This is a genomic window from Neptuniibacter caesariensis, from assembly GCF_000153345.1.
In the GTDB taxonomy this organism is placed as follows: domain Bacteria; phylum Pseudomonadota; class Gammaproteobacteria; order Pseudomonadales; family Balneatricaceae; genus Neptuniibacter; species Neptuniibacter caesariensis.
Map to the genome: position 1 here is coordinate 553,850 of NZ_CH724126.1, position 21,113 is coordinate 574,962.

22 protein-coding genes are annotated in these 21,113 nt (G+C 46.4%); 10 read left to right on the forward strand and 12 right to left on the reverse strand.

The annotated features are described in order from the left end of the window. Positions 1-66: 66 nt before the first annotated feature. From MED92_RS12255 to lpxL, 8 genes are read right to left on the reverse strand one after another with little or no spacing between them, the layout of a single operon-like run. Entirely contained in the window at positions 67-870 is an 804-nt protein-coding gene (locus MED92_RS12255; protein ID WP_007021866.1) for a glycosyltransferase family 2 protein, read from the reverse strand. Beyond that, on the reverse strand, positions 860-1,618 hold the full coding sequence (locus tag MED92_RS12260) for a glycosyltransferase family 2 protein (RefSeq protein ID WP_007021867.1): 759 nt from the start codon (positions 1,616-1,618) through the stop codon (positions 860-862). Before MED92_RS12260 ends, MED92_RS12255 begins: the two co-directional genes overlap by 11 nt. Positions 1,619-1,635: 17 nt before the next feature. Further along, positions 1,636-2,361, reverse strand: a complete 726-nt coding sequence (locus MED92_RS12265; RefSeq protein WP_007021868.1) for a polysaccharide deacetylase family protein — start codon at positions 2,359-2,361, stop codon at positions 1,636-1,638. Continuing rightward, complete coding sequence (locus tag MED92_RS12270; protein ID WP_007021869.1) at positions 2,358-3,209, reverse strand: hypothetical protein; 852 nt, start codon at positions 3,207-3,209, stop codon at positions 2,358-2,360. The genes MED92_RS12265 and MED92_RS12270 overlap by 4 nt, the downstream gene beginning before the upstream one ends. After that, positions 3,202-4,452, reverse strand: coding sequence for an O-antigen ligase family protein (locus MED92_RS12275; protein ID WP_007021870.1), 1,251 nt, complete (start codon positions 4,450-4,452; stop codon positions 3,202-3,204). Before MED92_RS12275 ends, MED92_RS12270 begins: the two co-directional genes overlap by 8 nt. A 7-nt stretch (positions 4,453-4,459) precedes the next feature. Further along, positions 4,460-5,539, reverse strand: a complete 1,080-nt coding sequence (locus MED92_RS12280; protein ID WP_040662657.1) for a glycosyltransferase family 4 protein — start codon at positions 5,537-5,539, stop codon at positions 4,460-4,462. Next, positions 5,517-6,401, reverse strand: coding sequence for a glycosyltransferase family protein (locus tag MED92_RS12285; RefSeq protein ID WP_007021872.1), 885 nt, complete (start codon positions 6,399-6,401; stop codon positions 5,517-5,519). Before MED92_RS12285 ends, MED92_RS12280 begins: the two co-directional genes overlap by 23 nt. A 15-nt stretch (positions 6,402-6,416) precedes the next feature. Continuing rightward, complete coding sequence (lpxL, locus tag MED92_RS12290; protein ID WP_007021873.1) at positions 6,417-7,334, reverse strand: LpxL/LpxP family Kdo(2)-lipid IV(A) lauroyl/palmitoleoyl acyltransferase; 918 nt, start codon at positions 7,332-7,334, stop codon at positions 6,417-6,419. 137 nt (positions 7,335-7,471) lie between these two features. Here lpxL and msbA point away from each other — a divergent pair, with 137 nt between their 5' ends. From msbA to MED92_RS12310, 3 genes are read left to right on the forward strand one after another with little or no spacing between them, the layout of a single operon-like run. Then, the gene (gene msbA, locus MED92_RS12300; RefSeq protein WP_007021874.1) at positions 7,472-9,265 is read left to right on the forward strand and encodes a lipid A export permease/ATP-binding protein MsbA; all 1,794 of its coding nucleotides are present in this window, start codon (positions 7,472-7,474) and stop codon (positions 9,263-9,265) included. Beyond that, positions 9,262-10,692, forward strand: a complete 1,431-nt coding sequence (hldE, locus tag MED92_RS12305) for a bifunctional D-glycero-beta-D-manno-heptose-7-phosphate kinase/D-glycero-beta-D-manno-heptose 1-phosphate adenylyltransferase HldE (protein WP_007021875.1) — start codon at positions 9,262-9,264, stop codon at positions 10,690-10,692. Before msbA ends, hldE begins: the two co-directional genes overlap by 4 nt. Positions 10,693-10,749: 57 nt before the next feature. Further along, positions 10,750-12,090 (forward strand): MATE family efflux transporter, encoded by a 1,341-nt coding sequence (locus tag MED92_RS12310; RefSeq protein ID WP_007021876.1) that lies wholly within the window; start codon positions 10,750-10,752, stop codon positions 12,088-12,090. Positions 12,091-12,098: 8 nt separating this feature from the next. Here MED92_RS12310 and MED92_RS12315 read toward each other — a convergent pair whose 3' ends face one another. Then, a complete protein-coding gene (locus MED92_RS12315) occupies positions 12,099-12,896 on the reverse strand; it encodes an aldo/keto reductase (protein ID WP_007021877.1) in 798 nt (265 codons plus the stop codon). Then, positions 12,889-14,067 carry an FAD-dependent oxidoreductase gene (locus tag MED92_RS12320; RefSeq protein WP_202899564.1) on the reverse strand — a complete coding sequence of 393 codons (1,179 nt, stop codon included), beginning with the start codon at positions 14,065-14,067 and terminating at the stop codon, positions 12,889-12,891. The genes MED92_RS12315 and MED92_RS12320 overlap by 8 nt, the downstream gene beginning before the upstream one ends. An 80-nt stretch (positions 14,068-14,147) precedes the next feature. Between MED92_RS12320 and waaA the strand changes: the two genes are divergently transcribed. Beyond that, positions 14,148-15,419, forward strand: a complete 1,272-nt coding sequence (waaA, locus tag MED92_RS12325; protein ID WP_007021879.1) for a lipid IV(A) 3-deoxy-D-manno-octulosonic acid transferase — start codon at positions 14,148-14,150, stop codon at positions 15,417-15,419. Here the strand turns inward: waaA and MED92_RS12330 are convergent. Together MED92_RS12330 and cyaY are read right to left on the reverse strand one after the other, a co-directional pair. Further along, positions 15,416-15,982 (reverse strand): D-sedoheptulose-7-phosphate isomerase, encoded by a 567-nt coding sequence (locus MED92_RS12330; protein WP_007021880.1) that lies wholly within the window; start codon positions 15,980-15,982, stop codon positions 15,416-15,418. The two genes, waaA and MED92_RS12330, sit on opposite strands and share 4 nt — an antisense overlap. 1 nt (position 15,983) lies before the next feature. After that, entirely contained in the window at positions 15,984-16,316 is a 333-nt protein-coding gene (cyaY, locus tag MED92_RS12335; protein WP_007021881.1) for an iron donor protein CyaY, read from the reverse strand. 215 nt (positions 16,317-16,531) lie between these two features. On the opposite strand from cyaY, the gene lptM reads away from it, so the two are divergent. The 6 genes from lptM to MED92_RS12360 are packed head-to-tail and all read left to right on the forward strand — an operon-like array spanning position 16,532 to position 21,088. Further along, positions 16,532-16,660, forward strand: coding sequence for an LPS translocon maturation chaperone LptM (gene lptM, locus MED92_RS18865; RefSeq protein WP_007021882.1), 129 nt, complete (start codon positions 16,532-16,534; stop codon positions 16,658-16,660). A 20-nt stretch (positions 16,661-16,680) separates the two neighbouring features. After that, positions 16,681-17,937 carry a diaminopimelate decarboxylase gene (lysA, locus tag MED92_RS12340; protein ID WP_007021883.1) on the forward strand — a complete coding sequence of 419 codons (1,257 nt, stop codon included), beginning with the start codon at positions 16,681-16,683 and terminating at the stop codon, positions 17,935-17,937. Between the two features lie 9 nt (positions 17,938-17,946). Continuing rightward, entirely contained in the window at positions 17,947-18,789 is an 843-nt protein-coding gene (gene dapF / locus MED92_RS12345; protein WP_007021884.1) for a diaminopimelate epimerase, read from the forward strand. Then, a complete protein-coding gene (locus MED92_RS12350; RefSeq protein WP_007021885.1) occupies positions 18,786-19,472 on the forward strand; it encodes a DUF484 family protein in 687 nt (228 codons plus the stop codon). The genes dapF and MED92_RS12350 overlap by 4 nt, the downstream gene beginning before the upstream one ends. Positions 19,473-19,487: 15 nt before the next feature. Beyond that, a complete protein-coding gene (gene xerC, locus MED92_RS12355) occupies positions 19,488-20,387 on the forward strand; it encodes a tyrosine recombinase XerC (RefSeq protein ID WP_007021886.1) in 900 nt (299 codons plus the stop codon). Further along, a complete protein-coding gene (locus MED92_RS12360) occupies positions 20,384-21,088 on the forward strand; it encodes an HAD family hydrolase (RefSeq protein WP_007021887.1) in 705 nt (234 codons plus the stop codon). The genes xerC and MED92_RS12360 overlap by 4 nt, the downstream gene beginning before the upstream one ends. Positions 21,089-21,113 lie beyond the last annotated feature (25 nt).

The window sequence follows — 21,113 nt, forward strand, 5'->3', positions numbered from 1 at the left end:
CAGTGCCAGTTGATAAAGCGGAGTTGAGATCTTAGTCCAAAGCGTATCGACTAAGTTCAATTATTCTCAAAGATACTGATCAATTCCCTGCACAGCTTTTTTCTTATCGCTATTGATTACATCCTGTAATCTCTGCCAGTTTTCCTGCTCCTGAGAGCGGTCATGCTCTTTATGCCACAAGTGCAAAACCGTGGTGGCCAGGCGCCCATTGAGCCTGCAAACATTGTTGCGTAGTAGTCTTATGACGAGATCAGAATCTTCATATCCCCAGCCAATGAAAGCTTCGTCTAACCCGTTTGCTTTAATCAGGTCAGTTTTCCATACCCCTAGGTTGCAGCTCTTAACTCCCTGCCATTTTTGACTGTTCCTTTTTCTAAGTGGGCCTAGCGGAATGTATCTAAGGGGCCATGTTCTATTTATTTGATCTTCCTTGAAGCGTTTTGCGGGCCAGCATTCAGCTTCAATTTGTTCGGCAAGTAACTCTGTGGTAAATGACTCGGTCAATAAGGCCCTGTTACCTGCTACAAAGTAGCCAGGGGTTGCTAGTTTCTGGTGTCGTTTGATGAAATCGGGACGAAGTAGGCAGTCGCCATCCAGAAAGATCAGATAGTCTCCACTGGCTGCAGCGGCTGCTTTATTTCTGATACGAGCCGCTTGAAACCCATCATCTTCCTGCCATATGTGCTTAACAGCAAAGGGGGCTTTATGCTGCCATTTGGAGATAAGGTCGCGAGTTTCTGAGCGTGAACCATCATCGGCAATAACAACTTCAGATGGAAGAAGCTGCTGATTGCTAACCGAGCGTAAAACAGCGTCGAGTGCTTCAGGCCAGTTATAGGTTGTTATGATCAGGGATATTTCAGCGTTCATTCTGTTTCCCTTGTTCGCATAACAAAGCTAGCTTTGCGTATTTATAATAGGTTCCTTCAGCGTTAGAGATTGCCAGCATTAAACCATGTTTGCCATCTAGAAACCCTCTGCGAATAAGGTAGGTACGAATGAAGGACCAGAACCCTTTGTATATAGCTTTACCGACAGTAGCTTTTTTGCCGCGAGCATAGAGTTGCTGAGCACCTAGCGTGGAATAATGATCAACTTTGCTAAGCACTTGTTCGAGATTGCTGAAAGAGTAGTGAAGAAGCGGTTCAGACAGCTTCCCCTCACTGCCTTTTACGACTACTTTTTCATGAACTTTGTCGTCAGTAAATCGGCTCTGAGCTTTTTTGAACAGGCGTAATACATAGTCTGGATACCAACCCGCATGGTCAATGAAACGTCCACAATACTGGGATCGTCTGGGGATCAAATACCCATCATGTGAACCATTCTTGACGGTTTCTATAATTTCCCGCATCAATTCATCTGAAACCCGTTCATCCGCATCAATTGAAAATACCCAGTCATGCGATGCTTGTTGTAATGCACGATTCTTCTGCGGGCCAAAGCCTGGCCAGTCCGTGTCTACCAGTTTGCAGTTAGCATAGCCTCGACAGATCTCTTGCGTACCATCATTGCTTCCAGAGTCTACAACGATGATTTCATCGGCCCAGGAAACTGAATTGAGGCAGTCCTGGATGTTGTTCGCTTCATTTTTGGTAATAATGATGACTGAAATCATATCTCTCGACTCAGGTGCTAGCCACGCTTATCTTCATAATTAGATAAACATTTCAATAGAAAAAGGTGTGGTAATGTGTGATGAACTACGGGAATACGTGGTAATTCAAGTGATGGGCTTTCAATCGGTATAACCCTGCCACGTTTCATGGTGGTTGATGTTGTAAACCCAGCTGCACGAGTGGCTTCAATAACACTTTTATTATATTTGCCATATGGATAGCAAAAATGCTCTACAGGGTAGTCGAATAGTGTTTCCAGAGTTTGCTTAGAGCCAATAATTTCGCGAGTAAGTTCTTCAGGTGCGCAGGTTGTTAGGTCAACATGATGTTCAGAATGAGCGCCGATATCCATACCCGCACTTAGCCAGCTGAAAACTTCATTCTCAGTCATCAGCTCATTTCGGGCAATCCCTTTATCTTCGTCCCAATCATTATACTGCCCGAGCTTATTACTAATCAGGTAGCAGGTTGCGGAGAAACCTAGCTTAGTAAGAACAGGAAGGGCATCGTTTAGGTTGTTGCGATAGCCATCGTCAAAGGTGAGACCTACAACCTTACCTACTTTTTCCCCAGTAAGGTATGGGTGAAGATCCTTCATGCTTAGCCCTTTATAGCCAAGCACCTTTAACATTCTCATTTGTAAAGCAAAGCGTTTAGGTGGCACGTGCAGAGAGCGCATGACCGAATCTTTGGGTACCTTGGTAATGCTGTGGTACATCAAAATTGGAATTTTATGACTCATGCTTTCTTCCGCTTGTTTAGCTTCTGTTTGATAATGGTTAAAGGGCCCCGCTTCAGCTTGACCGCGCAGGCATTGGTGAGTTGTTCTGCAAAAGTTTTGCCGCTATTTTCCCGGAAAAAACAACGTAAAACTGATTCAGCATGAGCCTTTTTCCCTGATGTAGAGTAGTGCGAAACAAACTCTTTACCCTCAACCAGCGAGTATTGAGTTTGTAATGCCTCGGCAAGAGCAAATTGCTCAATCGTATGTATGTCGGTCTCGTGCATGAGTGCCAGCATTAGCTCATCCGCATAGTCCAGCATGTTAAACATTGATGGGCGTAAACCAATCATCAATGACCCCCACATCGTGGAGGTGCTGGACAATGAGTAGGTGCCAAAATTTGGCAGTTGTAGCGTTTTGTTAGCCATGCCGTCTTGCAGAAGTGAAAACTTTTTCTTCTTATTGACGTTACCTTCATTTAAGAACATCAGTGCCTGATTGTCCTTAATTAGCCCAAAGAGTTGATTGGCATTTTGGGTGAAATAGGTATCGGCATCTATAAACAGTAGCTTGCTGTTTTCAGCAAACTCATAGTTCTCTGTAATGTAACGCATCCCTCGGTTCTTGATGCGAAAGTGGTACTTCCCATCCATTGACCAGGCATTCTGCATCGCTTCTGTTATGCGTGCTGCCTCGACAGGGTAGCCCTCAAATAAATCAGGCTTTTCTGTCAGAACAATAATTTTAGGTGGGGTATCACTAGAGGCTAAACTATTCAGAAACGAGAGGATGCTGAATTTCGCCCCGTTGTAATAAACCTCATCTTCGCCATATACGATATACAGAAGTACCTGTTGATCACTCATGATGCTTTACCTCAGCCCTCGAGCTTTCGCTGAAAGGAAGGGATTGCCATTTTTTCCCCGCTATCAAAGCGATGAGCAACATAAAGTAAATTCCGTCACCATGATCCAGGAATGAGGAGTTAAAAAGGCAGGATATCGTTACTAATAAAAATAGCGCTGAGCAAAACTGCTTTTGCTCTGATTGATAGTCTGAACTTTTTAGTAGAATGCTAAGCACAAATGCGACAAATAAAGTCGCACCGATTAATCCTGTTTGGACCGCTATTTGGAGAAACTCATTGTGTGCATTAACGGTGGGACTCCAGAACGTTCCCACTTCTGAATGTTTTGCGGCATAAGCTTCTGGGAAGCAACCAAGACCACAGCCGATAAACCAATTCTGCAGAAATGTCAGAAAGGACAGAATATAGTACTCAGCACGTATATCTATTTGTTGAATAGCGGTCATCGATATAGGTCCAGAGCTGCTAAGTGCGTTAAGGTTTCCCAATATTCGAATGTGTGATAAATCCGCTAGAGAATAAATCAATCCACAAGCTATGATGAATAGAGCTAAGAGTATACAAAGTGTCTTCAGGTTCAGTTTCTGCCAGAAGAATAGAGCGCTGAGAGAGATGATTAGAATATATCCTGTTCTGCCATTTTCAATAAAGAACAAGTTATGAAGAGTGATTAGAAATAGGGTGGCAAACACCCATTTATACTTTTTGAAAATGACTGAAGCCTGAAGTGACATATAACCATAAAATGACATGGTGACACCATGGAAAATACGATTCCCTATGCTGTGATTATTTTCCCAGTAGTTCACGATGTCGTAGTGAATTAGATACGAGAACAACAATGAGAGAGTGAGTGCTGAGTAAAGTGTTGCAAGGGTAAAGTTACGATATTTTTCGTAACTAAAGTACAGCATGAACAAAGGGATAAATAGGAACTCTCTGTATTTCGAGAGAATTTTGGTACTGTACTTTCCTTCTGCATCGGACCAACTGATGCTCACCGCCATAAAAAGAAAAATCAGTGTGCCTATCAGTGCTGTTTTATTATCTCTTAGTAAAGTGGGAAACTGACGGATCTGCTTGGTAAATAGTAAGAAAATAACTGGAAGGCCCAGTAGGATATTGTGTGCCGCATTGCCCAGAAGGGGAATGCTAAAAGCCCCCGCCACGGTCATCCAGGCTCCAATGGTAAACAGTAAACCTGGCTGTTCTTTTTCAAGAGTTGGATTTATTGTGGTCATGGTTGTCTTACTGTCCCTTTAGTATTTCGTAATACAGGCAGCTATGCTGATCTGCAAGTGTTTCCCAGGTTAGATTTAGCGGCGCGACCTGTTCCATTTTCAGGGTTTTTTGCACAGCATTCTGCCAGGCGTCTAATTTCTTGAGCGGTAAAACATAACCCGCTTCGTTCTCAATTAATTCAGCAATGCCACAATGATCAGAGACAATTACGGGTTTGTCGGCTGCATTTGCTTCGGCAACGACCATCCCAAAAGGTTCTGAGGTTGCCGGATGGATCAGAACATCAATACGGGGTAAAACTTCCTCGGCTGAAGACCAGCCGAGCAATTTGTATTGTTCCGTAGGCCAGTCTTTGAATAGGTGTAACACTTCTTCAGGCTGTGGACCTGCAACGAAAAAAGTTAATGCCTCATCAGCAAGGATTAGAGGCTTTAAAACTTGGCAGGCAAACTCCAGCCCTTTTCTCTGCCATTCTTTGCCAATGAAGCCAATCGAAGCTCCGCTACTCAGCTTTGGGAGAGCGAAAAAGGCTTCACTGACCCCCGGGTAAGCGGGGGGCCTGATTTTTTCTTTAACCTGTGGGTAAAGGCGGATAAGGTTTTCAGCGACCATTTTTGAATTTGGCAGAACCGCAGATACATTCGGTGATAGGATTTCGCGCTTCTCGAGGAATTCCCAGGCTTTAATTCGGGGCGATAAGCAGTCAAAAAACCGTTTCTTTCGGTCCAGAATTGACGGGCCGTGAAATGTTGTAACCTGATGCTTTTCGCAGCGTTCATGGCTATGCACGACCCAGCCGGAAGAATCGATGCTGTCTAGGTAATCACTAACTTTCTGTGAAAATTTCTGCATAGATCGCCATCGAGGTTTAGGCTTTATTGTGCCCAGTTCGATGACGTCTAAATCTGCTGAAAAAACATCATGAGCTTTTTCACAGATTATTTTTGTAGGTTGTTTGGCTTTAGCCAGAGCATGGGTAAGCTCCCACACGTAGCGTTCCATACCGCCGGTGCGACCATATTGCCGAACTATGTGAATTGAGGCCGTTGTTTGAGCTGAATAATCAGGACTTGTGTTCGTTGTCATTTTTTTTCAAGTCTTTGTAATGTTTCTTACTGATTTCAATATCAAACATGTCTTCAATTTTAAGTTTAAGGCGTACCTTCTTATCCCTTTTAGTCAGTTTATAGTCGGGATTAGGTTCGAAATTCCACTCTGCATCGTTGTCGAGCCAATCTTGCATGATTGCTGGGTGGGAGCCTTCGAAAGGTCGTAGTACAGCCGGATCAATATTTCCGTAGCCGGGAAAAGGTTCTGGTTTGTGATCCCAGTAGCGTGAAACCTGGTTGATTTTTTCCTGCATTTTTTCCACATTACGGACATGCCCATAGTGGTAAATATTGCCGCCTGCATGTACTGCTTTGGGGTAGCGGCCCTCTTTATTCTTATCCAGAACAACAAAGAATAGCCCGTCCGGAGCTATGCTACGAACTGAGTTGCGAATAATCCGTGGAGCTCGACGATAGCCCGAAATACCTACCTGATCAGGACGGCCATAAAAATGGAAGAAATCAAAGTAGAATGCTTCAACTTCTGGGTCATCAAGGTAACGTTCCATATTACCTCTAATAGTTTCAAGCTCGTTCTCGTGTAGAACTTCATCACCTTCAATATACAGAGCCCAATCGCCTGAACAGTTAAAATGAGCCACCATTTTCTGTTGGCCATATACATAGCCTCGGTCTTGCATTTTGTCGTTCCAGGTAGTGTGGATAACTCTGATTTTCGGGTCATCAATCTGCTGAATGAGCTCTTCAGTATTATCGTCACAGTTGCCAAGCGCGATAATAAATTCATCGCAAATAGGAAGCGCAGAGCGAATGCTTTCCACAAATGGGTAACCTAGCGTTGCTCCATTTTTGATAAAAGTAAAACCACTAACTTTCACGTCTAGCTCCTGTTGTCAGCAATTGTTTGCTTCGTAAAGTGCCTGGTTGCCATCAGGCTGCGTTTTGAATCGTTTATGGACCCACATATACTGGCTTGGGGCTTTTCTGACGCCCTCTTCAATTGCCAGGTTCATAAGCCGGGCATCTTCAGTTTCATCACCGCTTGGGAAACCATCAACTCGGGCTATTTCGATGATATAGCCACTATCATCTTCTGCTCTGCGTTGCTGTAGCGACAATATGGGAGAGTCATTAAATCCAACCATTTTACTGGTTGCGGTAATAGTTGCAGCGGTTTGACCGAAAAAAGGAACGAAGACTGCTCCCTTTCTGCCAAAGTCCTGATCTGGGCCATACCACACTATTTCATTTTTCCTTAGTAAACGAACGATCTCTCGTAATTTCTTTCTTTCTACAGGGGTACTGAAGCGGGCTCTGCCTTGGCTGATTACTTTTTCCATCAGTGGGTTATTATGCTGACGGTACATACTAACCAGAGGTTTTCCATACAAAGAAAAAAGCATCCCTCCAAGATCAAGGTGTGAATAATGTGCGCCTAATAGAACCACCCCTTTTCCTTTCGCTAAGGCTTCTTCAAGTATTTCAAAACCGATGAACTGGGTGCGTTTGCCAAGAGATTTATGGTTTCCCCAATAAGACCAGGCGGTTTCGATGATTCCTATGCCATTATTTTTGAATACATCTTTAACGAAATGTTCTCGTTGCTCATCTGATAGATCTGGGAAGCATAGGGCTGCATTAACTTCAGTTACCCGGCGACGCTTTGCGATAAGATAATAAAGGATAGTGCCAATCATGCGGCCCACGGCTAAGCCTGCCTTGAATGGCAATAGTGCTATCAGTCGCAATAAGCCGATGCCAAGCCAGGTTGGCCAGTACTTCGGTGAGAGAAATGAGTTTGTTTTATCCACTAACAGAATCTTCAGGATTGAATACGAACCGGGAATTATACCGTTGCTGGTTAGTCTCAGCTAGGTATTAGGTTGGGAGAGCGGGCATAGAAGGTTACAATAACCACTTTATTTGATTTCATAAGAAGATTTAGTCAATGACTGAACCGACATTACCTGAAACGGGCATGAAGATATATCTTCGTCTCTTAACCTATGTAAGACCCTACCTAATCGCTTTTTTTCTTGGGATTGCAGGGTTTATCCTTTATGCAAGTACCCAAACAGGTTTTGCCATGTTGATGGAATACCTCGTCGATGCCATAGGCGAGGAGAAGAAAGATGCTTATATCTATGGTCCACTTGCCTTGATGGGAATCGCTTTAGCGCGAGGGGTGGGAACCTTTACAGGTAATTATTTTACTTCTTATGTGGCACGTAATGTTGTGCATCAATTGCGTTTGGTTATGTTTGATAAGTTACTCGTCCTTCCAATGCAGTATTTTCATGATAATTCTTCTGGCCACATTATTTCGAAGATTTCTTATAACGTTGAACAGGTTACCGAAGCGGCAACTGATTCATTAAAAATTAGTATTCGTGAAGGAGCGACGGTCATTGGCCTCTTGGGCTATTTGATTTTCCTCAATTGGAAACTGACTTTGATATTTGCAGCGGTCTCACCGGTGATCGCTGTCGTTGTTATCGTTGCGTCAAAGCGTTTTCGGCGCTTAGGTCACCGAATACAAGATTCAATGGGTGATGTGACCCACGTAGCATCAGAAAACGTAGATGCTGTCCAAGTGGTACGTGTTTTTGGCGGCACAGATAGCGAAAAATCCCGGTTTTCTGCAGCGAGTAAACAAAATTTGCGACAGAGTATGAAAATGGCGGTAACCGAAGCCTTGAGTACTCCTGTTGTTCAGTTAATAGTTTCCGGAGCATTGGCATTACTAATTTTCTTTGCCTTACATCCTGTTATGAATACAGGAATGAGTGCCGGGGAGTTCATCGCTTTTATTACTGCAGCGGGGCTGATTGCAAAACCATTACGCTCATTAACTGAGGTGAATGGGGCAATCCAGAGAGGCATAGCGGCGGCACAAAGTATTTTTGAATTGGTCGATCAGACGTCTGAACCTGAAGCCGGAGATTTTAAAAATCAGGAGTGTAAGGGCCGAATAGAAATGAAAGACCTGCATTTCTCTTATATTCAGGATAAGCCGGTTTTGAAAGGCCTGGATCTTGTTGTAGAGCCCGGCCAGACAGTGGCGCTGGTCGGACGGTCAGGAAGTGGTAAGTCGACCATGGCAAACCTTTTGCCCAGGTTCTATGAACCGAGTTCCGGAGCCATTTTGCTTGATGGGAAGCCGTTATCAGCGTACGAATTAAAGAATCTGAGGGACAAAATTGCGCTTGTTACGCAGAATGTGGTGCTTTTTGCCGGATCGATTCGTGACAATATCGCGTACGGAGCTACCAGTGGAGCCAGTGATGAAGAGGTCATCGCGGCGGCTGAAGCAGCCCATGTGATGGAGTTTGTATCCAGGCTTCCGCAAGGTTTAGATACTGAAATTGGCGAGAAAGGCACCAAGCTTTCAGGTGGTCAGAGGCAGCGTATTGCTATTGCCAGGGCAATCCTGAAAAATGCGCCAGTCCTGATTTTAGATGAAGCAACATCTGCATTGGACACCGAATCAGAAAGGCATATTCAGGCGGCGCTTGAAAATGTCATGCAGGGCCGAACGACTCTGGTTATTGCGCATAGGCTGTCCACTATTGAGAATGCCGATCAAATAGTTGTGATGGATCAGGGTAAGATTGTCGAACAGGGTAGCCATACACAGTTGTTGGCACTCAATGGAGCTTATTCGGCCCTGCATAATATGCAACTAAGTGAAGAGAAAGAGCAGCCAAACAGCGCTGTAGAGAGACAGGAGATTTCAGAATGAAAATTCATATGCCGCGATTTGATCAGGCACAGGTCTTAGTTGTTGGGGACCTGATGCTGGATCGCTATTGGCATGGTCCGACGTCGCGAATCTCTCCTGAAGCGCCTGTTCCTGTGGTAAAAGTCGAGCAGCATGAAGATCGCCCGGGAGGTGCAGCAAACGTTGCGCTGAATATTACTGCGTTAGGTTCCGGGGTATCTTTAGTCGGGCTTGTGGGTGATGATGAGGCGGGGCAGGCTTTAGAAAAGCAGTTGTCTTCTGCCCGTGTTAATTGCGAATTTTCATTGACGAAAGCTGAGCCGACGATCACCAAACTGAGGGTTATCAGTCGTCATCAGCAGCTTATTCGATTGGATTTTGAAGAGCCGTTTTCGAACGATTACGGTGATCAGATCGCGGCTTCAGTTACGCCTTTACTGGACAATGTTGGTGTGTTGGTGCTCTCCGATTATGGCAAAGGGACATTATCTGACTGCCAGGCTTTAATTGAACAAGCTAAAGAACATAAGGTACCTGTGCTTGTCGATCCTAAAGGAACTGATTTCTCTCGTTATCAAGGCGCTACGTTACTCACACCTAATCTGTCTGAATTCGAAGCGGTGGTAGGCCCTTGTGGATCGGAAGAGGAGTTGATTAGTAAGGGGAAGGCCCTGTTAGAAGAGCTTCAACTAGAGGCGTTGCTTGTTACCCGTAGCGAGCAGGGAATGACCCTTATTCAGGCGACCCAGAACGAATTGCATTTCCCAGCCCGAGCCCGAGAAGTCTTTGATGTCACAGGTGCAGGTGACACTGTGATCTCAACCCTTGCATCTGCATTGGCTGCGGGTGAAAGCCTGCCGAATGCCGTCGCACTGTCCAATATCGCTGCCAGTATTGTCGTGGGTAAACTCGGGACTGCGGCAATCAGTGCGCCGGAATTACGTCGAGAGGTCAATAAAGAGCAAGGCGCTGAACAGGGGGTGGTTACTGAAGAACAGCTGCTCATCGCCTTGGCAGATGCCCGTGCGGCGGGTGAAAGCATTGTGTTTACCAATGGTTGTTTCGATATCTTACATGCGGGTCATGTGGGTTATCTTCAGCAGGCTAAAGCACAAGGTGACCGCTTGGTCCTGGCAATTAACAGTGATGAATCGGTGAGTCGCTTGAAAGGGCCTGGACGACCGATAAATCCAGTAGAGCGTCGTATGGCTGTTTTATCGGGTCTGGAAGCTGTGGATTGGGTGCTCTATTTTAAAGAAGATACGCCTGAGCGACTGCTTGAACAGGTTCGCCCCGATGTTTTGGTTAAAGGGGGGGACTATGGGATCGAAGGTGTTGTTGGCGGTGAATTTGTTCGCAGCTATGGCGGAGAAGTGAGAGTGCTTTCCTTCCTGGATAATTGCTCAACTACAGCCATAGTGGAAAAGATTCAGGGTGATTCCGAGTGACGCCGGACTCACATTGTATGCTGATTGTTCCAATCTTGACGCGGGCAGTTGCCTGTTATGAACGACAACCAACGAATACTCACTGATAGTATCGTCCCTCTGTTTTATCGCTTTAGCATCCCGGCGGTACTCGGGATGCTGGCGGTAGCCTCCGCCAGTGTTATTGATGGTGTTTTTTTAGGTAATTATGTCGGTGCGCATGCGTTGGCGGCAGTTAATCTGAGCATGCCCCTTAATGCACTGTTTTTTGGGCTGACACTGATGTTTTCAGTGGGCGGTATGGTGACAGCGGGTAAAGCACTGGGTGCAGGGGATCACGCTTCTGCAGATGCTATTTTTAGCAAAACCATGACAGCCATCGCCGGGATCAGTTTGTCCCTGACAATACTGTTCTTAGTGTTCCTGCCCTCACTGATCGGTTTGTTGGGCGCGAATGATGAGCTGTACCCACTTACTGAAACTTATATTAGTATTTTTCTATATTTTCAGCCTCTCTTTATGACCGGATTTTCGCTGTCATATTTTGTTAGAGTGGGTGGCAAACCGAACCTCGCCGGGATATCTCTGCTGATCAGTGCCATTGCCAATATTGTTTTGGATTGGTTGTTCATTGTGCAGTTAGGCTGGGGAATTGAAGGGGCTGCCTGGGCGACAGGTATCTCTTATGCGTTAATGTTTTTTACCTTAATTCCTGCTTTTATCAAGCATTCCCCGCTCTTTAAATATCAACTTTTCCAGAAGCGTTGGTCTGATTTAAAAGGCTGCGCGTTAAATGGTGTTTCTGAATTTAGTAATGAACTATCCGTTGGCTTTACGACATTACTGTTCAACTGGGTAATGATTAGCCGCCTGGGAAGTGAGGGTGTCGCTGCGTTTGCGGTTATTAACTATATAGTGTTCTTTGGCTTGATGGTGGCTTATGCGTTAGGGGATGCATTGCAGCCTATTATTAGCACTCACCTTGGCGCAAAGCTGAGCCGACGAATAGAGCAGATATTGCTTATAACTACTTTGCATTTAATTGTTCTGGCTGTAGCTATTATTTGGATGATGTTATTTGAGCCAGAGTGGATTATTGGCTTGTTCCTTGATCAGGGAGATGGGAAAACAATCGAAGTTACCCGCCTGTTTATATCGTTATTTTGGCCGGCATTTCTGTTTAATGGCCTGAATATTGTCTGCTCAGCTTACTTTACAGCTATGCATAAGCCCTTTCATTCAGCAGCGGTGGCGATAAGTCGAAGTTTGGTGCTTCCCGTTATCCTCCTCCTGACATTGCCCATCTTCCTGGGTGATACCGGTGTATTTATTGCTATCCCCGTGACTGAACTACTGACATTCATTCTGGCATGCATACTTTTCAGGGAACAAAAGCCAGCCGCGGTGATAATCGCTTAGTTAACTTGTTAGCAGTTCTTTAATGCCCTGTTAGCGGCGCTGATATTCCCTTGCAAGTGGGATGGGTTAATTGTGCCGATGATCGCAGAGGTCACGCCAGGGTGGCTAAATATGAAATTGAAGCTCTGTTGTACCGGATCACTCTGATCTTGTTGGCAAATATGCCCTGAAGCCAGCGCTTTTTTTAATAGAATGCACTTGTTGTGCTCGGCTGCATAATCTATGACAGCTTCCTCCTCAGTGTGGCTGAGGTTATAAGTCACCATGGCACAGTCAGATTGTTGTAAGGCTAATAAACCGCCGGATACCGTTTTGGTCGACATGCCACTGGCGCGGATTTTACCTTCAGCCTTTAGGTCGGTCAGCAGTTCCAGAATGCCATACTTTTTGATTATTGCTTCATCATTACCATCGGAGTGCACCAGCAACATATCGATATAGTCTGTTTCGAGACGCTTTAGGCTGCGTTCAACGCTGTATCGAACATGTTCAGGGGTAAAGTTATAACTGGAATCGCCAGTCTTGTTGTTGAACTCTTCCCCTACTTTAGAGCAGATCACCCAATCATGGCGCTGTCCCTGTAGCAATGGGCCAAGGCGTTGCTCGCTTATTCCATAGGCAGGGGCTGTATCAATCAGATTAATCCCCAGGTCTTTAGCCAGCGAGATAAGATTGGTTGCGGCGTTATCATCAGGGATAGTGAAGCCTTGTGGATATTTAACCCCTTTATCCCGTCCCAGTTTAACCGTGCCAAGCCCAAGTGCCGATATTTCCAATCCAGTGTCTGCGACTTTACGTTTAATCAAAATGAGTCTCCCAAAGAGGGCTGGCAGTTGCGGGTTTGGCAAACGCCTTAAGAGGGGAAAGGTCAGGTGAAGCATCTGACTTTTCGCACAGCGGTAAGACCTGGTCTGCTAGATCGGGGGACAGAGCCAGCTTAGTTGGCCAGGCAACAATGCAATTGCCTGTTTGTTGCGCATAAGCAGAATCAGGGCGAACGAGTGATGACTGCTTGGGTTCTGCTCGGTCGACTCGGAAACTACTCCATTGGGCGTTACTAAGATCAACCCAGGGTAGTAGCTCGTTGATCGCTTTTTTAGCGAAAATTATCTGGTTATTCTCGTCCCTTTCAACACCCGTTTCAGCAATGTCTCCGCCCAGATACCAAACCTGCTTCCCATCCTTGCATGGATGGGTGGTAATCGTTGCGACAGGCTTGCTGCTGGTACCAATACAATGGGCGAAGGTAGGCAGATCATGATCGTGTTTAACCATTACCATATGCAAGGGTCTGCGCTGCATTTCGGGGAGATCAATCTGGAGTTGTGACACGATCTGTTCATACCCTTCGCCAGAGGTAAGTACTAACTTCTTTGGTTCGAAGCAGATAGACTGTTCGGCAAAAGTAATGGAACTGATGTCCGAGCCTTCATATTCGATATCAGCCTGGGTTATGTCCGCTTGCCAGATTCGATCTTCTACCGGCTTTCGTAAAGCATCAATCAGGCTTGGGACGTTAAGCACAATCTCGTTTAGACGGTATAGTGATCCCTTAAATGCTTGGTTTTGGAATACCGAGGGCCTTTCCTCTTTGGTGAGCTCTTCAACGCGTCCCCGAAACGCTTTTCTAGCGAAGAACGTGGTCATCTTGGCGCCTAATGAGCCTTTGGACCACATGTAGTGAGCGTCTGATAATTGTTCTACTTCTCGAAGGTCGAGTTCCCCATTACCTTGCAGGCAGTCCTTCCAGCGTTGGGGCATCTCTTTAATCGTATTTGAGGCTTGAGTTAATACGCCGTTAAGAGCGTATTTCGTGCCGCCATGGATGATGCCTTGGGCTCGGACAGTCTGGCCTCCACCTAAAGTGGTTTTCTCCAACAGGATTGCGTTGTAGCCATCCTGAACCGCTCTATTCAGTAGCCAAAGGCCCGCGACACCGCCGCCAACGATAAGTAGATCAATTTTCAGTATATTCATGGTCGGCATTATAAGCCTGGGGGGGAATATCGACCAGTGTTATACTAGCGGTCGTTGTTATCTATCGATCTGGATTCTCGATGAATCGTACGCTTTACACCTTATTCTTTTATCTTTCGTTACCTGTCATTTTGTTGCGTTTGTGGTGGCGAGGGCAGAAAGCTCCTGCATACAGAGAGCGTTGGCTGGAAAGGCTGGGCTTTATGCAGCCGTCAGAAAAAGGTTCTCAGCAACCTTTATGGATCCATGCGGTATCTGTGGGTGAAACCCTGGCTATCGTGCCCTTGGTTAAGTTAATTCAGGCGCGCCATCCGGAACTACCGATTGTGATGACGACGATGACGCCTACGGGTGCCGAAAGGGTTAAGGCCAGCTTCGGCGATTTAGTGACACATTATTACTGCCCTTATGATCTTCCCGATGCCTTGGACCGTTTTCTGAATAAGGTTAACCCTAGGGGCTGTGTTATCGTTGAAACTGAACTGTGGCCAAACCTTGTCAACGCCTGTCATAGCAGAAAGGTTCCTGTGCTTGTAGCTAATGCCAGGCTCTCCGAACGCTCTGCAAAAGGTTATGCTCGTTTTGCTAATCTGTCTCGATCTATGTTGCAACAAATCAATCTGATCGCCGCGCAAAACGCTACCGATGGTCAGCGCTTTTTAGATCTCGGCTTACCCTGCGATGCACTCAATGTGACAGGATCGATCAAGTTTGATGTTTCTGCTCCAGAAGGGGCGGAGCGCTTGGCCTATGCTCTGCGCGAGTTGTGGGGAACCCAACGTAACGTGTTGATTGCCGCCAGTACCCATGAGGGAGAAGAGGCTCAGTTATTGGAGGCTTTTCAGGTTTTAAGAGAAGCGCACCCGGAGCTGTTACTCGTTATTGTTCCCAGACACCCTGAGCGGTTTGATCACGTTGCGGAACTGATTAAGGGCAAAGGTTGGAATCTTAGTCGGCGAAGTAAAGGGGATCAGCCGAGTGGCAAGACGGATGTTTACCTGGGTGACACAATGGGTGAGCTGATGAAGTTGATTGCAGCAGCCGATATTGCTTTTGTCGGAGGGAGTCTGATTGAGCGGGGTGGACATAACCCGCTAGAGCCCGCTGTATTGAAGAAGCCTGTGGTGATGGGACCGCATTATTTCAATTTTCTGCAGATATGTGATGCGCTTTCAGAGGCGGGCGGTTTAAGTGTTGCACACAACCAGAAAGAGCTGGAAGCTGAATTTGCTCGGTTGCTTTCAAACCATGAAGAGGCCTTATCTCAAGGAGAAAAAGGACTGCTTTTTGTTGAGAGTAATCAGGGTGCGTTGGAAAAGTTATACACCCTGATTAGTAAAACCTGTCTTTAGGTTTCTTTTTGACTGCGTGCATCCATCTCTTCGCAGAGCCAGTGTCCAATAAAGATGTGTGCTTCCTGAATGCGAGCGGTTTCATCTGAAGGTACGCGGATCAGGTGGTCCGCAATCTCATTTAACTGGCCGCCGCTGGAACCAGTCCAGGCCCAACAAATACAACCGATCTTTTTTGCTGCAGTGATCGCGTCGATCACATTTTTGCTGTTCCCTGAGGTAGATATACCGATAATCAGATCCTCTGGTTTAGCTAATGCCTCAACCTGACGGGTGAATACTGTATCAAAGCTATAATCATTGCTGTGGGCAGTAAGAATGGATGTGTCAACTGTCAGAGCAATCGCTGCAAGTGGGCTGCGTTCCGCTTTGTAGCGTACGACAAACTCTGCGGCTAAATGCTGGCTATCTGCTGCGCTTCCACCGTTCCCCATAAAGATCAGCTTGCCGCCATTGGCAAAACACTGATCGATCTGCTCAGCAAGCTTGATAACTTCAGTTTCTATTGTAGGTAACTGATTAAAGGTCTCAAAATGGCGTTGCAGAGCGTTATTAAATGACATTTCAGGCACCTGTTAAATCAAAAGTAAGTTCTTCTCCAGCCTGTTCACGGTATGCGGCAGTGAGAAACTGATCCAGGCGCTGGCCATCACTATCTAATACCCAGCTTTCCGCGGCTTGATCATAGTTAAAATGAAAACCACCGCCTTTAGTGGCGAGCCAAAGCTGCTTTACCGGCGTTTGGCGGGTGAAGATCAACTGTGTACGGTTCTCACAGATGATCGTAAGAATACCCCCACCTAACTGAGCGTCGATGTCAGTTTCTGCATCGTCCAGTCGTTCTTCAATCTGATCAAGGGTCAGATCAACCAGATCATTAAATTCAGTCTCAGTCATGGCTTACTCCGGCGTTTCGCCTCATCCTTAAATTAACAGGGGCTAGATTATAGCAAGCAATCGTGAAAAGCCGAAGAATGCTTCTCATTGCTTTTCATCCATGAGAAAAATACCCAATAACCTATGCTTTGGCCCAACAAATTAAAAACGCTTTTAGCAAAATACCCGCTTGCAGGTATAATCACCGCATTAGACCGTTATTCGGGGAAAATGCTGTGAAAAAACAAACGACATATTTAGGGCTAGCGGTAATTTTTAGCCTGGTATTGCTGGGAGGCTGCGGTCAAAAAGGGCCTTTGTACCTGCCAGATGGTAAGGATCAGAAGCAGTCACAGCAGAAGTAAATCAAGTTAAGAGATTGTAAATGGATAATTTTGAGTACCGTAATGGGCAGCTTTGCTGTGAAGATGTTGCTCTGGCGGGTGTGGCTGAAGAGTTTGGCACCCCAACCTATGTTTATTCCCGAGATGCGCTTGAGCGTGCTTATCTTGCATATGCGGATGCGTTGGAAGGGCATAAGTCACTGGTTTGTTATGCAGTAAAAGCTAATTCTAATTTGGCAGTTTTGAATGTGCTGGCTCGATTGGGTGCGGGTTTTGATATCGTATCTGTGGGTGAGTTGGAGCGTGTACTGCGCGCAGGTGGTGATGCCGCTAAAATAGTTTTCTCAGGGGTAGGTAAACAGCCTCATGAAATTCAACGTGCTCTAGAAGTAGGCATCCGTTGTTTCAACATCGAATCCGAAGCTGAGTTGGAAAGAGTAAATGAGGTAGCGGGTTCAGAAGGTAAAGTCGCTGCTATCTCGTTCCGGGTAAATCCAGATGTTGACGCGGGGACACATCCTTACATTTCAACCGGTCTTAAAGAGAATAAATTCGGTATTGATATCGATGATGCTGTTCGTATTTATAGCCGCGCAGCTGACATGGACCATGTTGATGTTGTTGGTATGGATTGCCATATCGGTAGCCAGCTTACGGAAGTTGATCCGTTCCTCGATGCGCTTGATCGTGTGCTGATGCTGGTGGATAAAATCGCTGAACAGGGCATCAAAATTAAGCATCTGGATCTGGGTGGCGGACTGGGTGTTTGCTATACCGATGAAGTACCGCCAACACCTCAGGAGTACATCGCTGAGGTCCTGAAGAAAGTTGAAGGTCGCGATCTTGAACTGATCTTTGAGCCTGGTCGCTCAATTGCTGCGAATGCTGGTGTCATGCTGACACGCGTGGAATTCCTGAAATGCACGGGCGAAAAGAATTTCGCCATTATTGATGGGGCAATGAACGATCTAATCCGTCCTTCTCTCTACAGCGCGTATCAGGAAATTGTTCCAGTGATGTTGCGTGAGACGGGAGAAGAGCAGCAGTGGGATCTGGTAGGACCTGTTTGTGAAACCGGTGACTTCCTGGGTAAAGATCGTAGCTTGAATCTTGAAGCGGGTGATCTGTTGGCGGTTTGCTCAGCAGGCGCATATGGTTTTGTGATGGCGTCAAATTACAACAGCCGAGGCCGTCCTGCTGAAGTGATGATCGATGACAATAAATCCTATCTGATTCGTAAGCGCGAATCTTTGGCTGATCTGGTTAAAGGCGAACAGCTGCTGCCAAAAGATCGATAAGGTGGACTGATGTTAGTTCGTTTTACCAAAATGCATGGTTTGGGGAATGACTTTATGGTGCTGGATCTGGTGACCCAGCGCGTTAAAGTGACGCCTAAACTGGTTAAAAAACTGGGTGATCGTAACTTTGGGGTGGGCTTTGATCAGTTACTGATTGTTGAGCCACCATCAGAGCCGGATATCGATTTCCGTTACCGTATATTCAATCAGGATGGGTCTGAAGTAGAAAATTGCGGAAATGGCGCACGTTGTTTTGCCAAGTTTGTTCGAGATAAGCGTCTGACGGGTAAGTCAGAAGTCGTAGTGCAAACCGCCAATGGGCAGATGACGCTAAAGATTCATCCCGACAAACGAGTCGAGGTGAATATGGGAGCGCCTATCCTTGCGCCTGTAGATGTTCCTTTTCAGGCGGATCAGAAGGCGACAACCTACGCCATCGATGTTCCATTATCTCAAGGTGATCAGCAGGTAGAGCTGAGTGCGATCTCCATGGGTAATCCGCATGGTGTATTGATTGTGGACAGCACAGAGAATGCACCGGTTGAAACACTGGGACCCGCATTGGAAGCACATGAGCGGTTCCCGGCTAAAGCCAATATTGGTTTTATGCAGGTTATCTCGCGAAATGAAGTTAATCTAAGGGTATTTGAGCGCGGCGTTGGTGAAACCATCGCGTGTGGTACAGGCGCTTGTGCTGCAGTGGTAGCTGGCAAACTGCGTGGGGTTCTGGATATGCCGGTGACGGTTCATTTACCGGGTGGTGATCTGGAGATCGAATGGCACGGTGAAGGGCAGCCGGTTATTATGACCGGACCGGCGACAACAGTTTATGAAGGGCAGATCTTTGTATGAGTGATAACAATCAGGGGCAGATTCTCGAATCACAGGTAGCAGAATATCTGGCGCAACATCCGGACTTCTTTTCTCGTAATGTTAAATTGCTCGAGAAATTGCATGTTCCTCATGAAACGGGACGTGCTGTATCTCTGATCGAACGTCAGACGACCGTTTTGCGCGAGAAGAATCAGAATCTGACTGCCCATCTGTCGGACCTGATTGATATTGCCAGACACAATGATCTGCAGTTTGAAAAAACCAAACGCATGGTGCTGGCGTTACTTGAAGCGGAGACCTTGGATGATATTGCGGTAGCGATTGATGAAAGCCTCTGCCAGGACTTCGCCAGCGATTCCACTGCGCTTATCCTCTTCACCAGCAAACCGTTGGATGTGAATAACCTGCGTTTAATGTTGCGTGATGATGCGACGGCTATCAGCAACCTTATTGGTACTAATCTGCCAACCTGTGGTCGCCTAAGCGAAGTGGAAAATCAGTTCATTTTTGCGGATGAATCCGTAAAGGTTCAATCTGCAGCGGTTATTCCCCTGGTTCAGGGTGAAACGCTTGGGCTATTAGCGATCGGAAGTTTTGATGCGAATTACTTCAGCAGTAGTCAGGGAACCGTGCTGCTCAGCTATGTGGGTGAGGTTTTAAGCCGCGTGGCTTACCGCATTCTTCGTCAACAGGAACACTAATAATCGGGGGTAGAGTTGAAAGAAGCTCAATTAGAGCAGTTCATTCACTACTTGGCGAATGAGCGGCAGCTCTCCCCGCATACGCTTGATAATTACACGCGCGATATCAATCGGTTCTTTGACTTTACGGAAGAGCAAGGAATTCCCGCGTGGTCTTCGGTTACGGCTAAACAGGTTCGTCAGTTTGCAGCGCAGATCCATCGACAGGGATTAGCTGGCAAAAGTATCCAGCGTAGCTTGTCTGCGTTACGGAGTTTCTTCCGTTTTCTCTCCCGTGAGGGTGTTGTCGATCAGAACCCAGCGGATGCCGTTCAGGCCCCGAAATCTCAACGTAAGCTGCCGGAAACGCTGGATGTCGACCAGATTGATCGTTTGCTTGATATTCCGGTAAAGGACGCTGTTTCGGCCAGGGATTCCGCGATCATGGAGCTGATATATTCTTCAGGGCTGCGTATCTCTGAGCTGGTTGGGCTCGATATACATAGCCTGGATCTCGCAGATCACAGCCTTAGAGTGCTGGGTAAAGGGAATAAACAGCGCGAGCTGCCAATCGGTCGAAAAGCTTTGCAGGCTATTGATCGTTGGTTGGATTACCGCCATGAGCTGGCCAGCTTCGATGAAAATGCCTTGTTTGTCAGTAGCAGAGGTAAGCGTATCTCTGTTCGTACTGTGCAGCAACGGATGTACCATTGGGGTAAATATCTGGAAGTTAATGGTCATGTTCATCCACACCGCCTGCGTCATAGCTTCGCGAGCCATATGCTTGAATCAAGCGGAGATCTTAGAGCGGTTCAGGAGTTGTTGGGTCATGAAGATATTTCCACGACCCAGATTTATACACATCTGGACTTCCAGCACCTGATGCAGGTTTATGAAGGGGCGCACCCCCGGGCACATAAGAAAGGTAAGAAATGATCCGTTGTATAACCTTTGATCTTGATGACACGCTTTGGGCAGTTGATCCTGTGATTCGTCATGCAAACCAATCCATGTTTAGTTGGTTAACAGAGCATGCGCCTGCGTTCACCAAAAATTACCAGCTACGTGATCTGGTTACCCTGCGTAAACAGGTGCTTGAGGATGCTCCTGATATCTCCCATAGCGTTACCCTGATTCGTCAGGCCCAGCTAACTTACGGGCTAAGGCAGGTGGGGTACTCCGATGAAGATACCGAGTTATTGGCTGCAAAAGCATTCGAAGTCTTTATTCGAGCCCGGCAACAAGTGGTGTTCTTCGAGCATGCCAGAGAGATGCTGAGTGACTTGAAAGAAAAAGGTTTTCTACTGGGTGCGCTGAGCAACGGAAATGCCGATATCCACCAAGTAGGTTTGGCGGATTTGATAGATTTTCAGTTTAAAGCAGACGATGTCGGCCAGATGAAACCTCATCCACTGATGTTTCAGCAGATGCTGGAGCATACAGGGCTGACCCCAGAGCAAGTGATACACGTCGGTGATAACCCTGAACATGATATCGAAGGTGCCGCGGCTCTGGGGATTAGAACAATCTGGGTTAACATCCACGGAGATGATCAGGTTGTTCCTGCGGATAAAACGGTGACTTGTCTGTCTCAGTTAGTAAACGCTGTAACCGAGATAAATACTCAGGCCGGCTAACCGGCCTGAGTTGACCTTTTGGTGC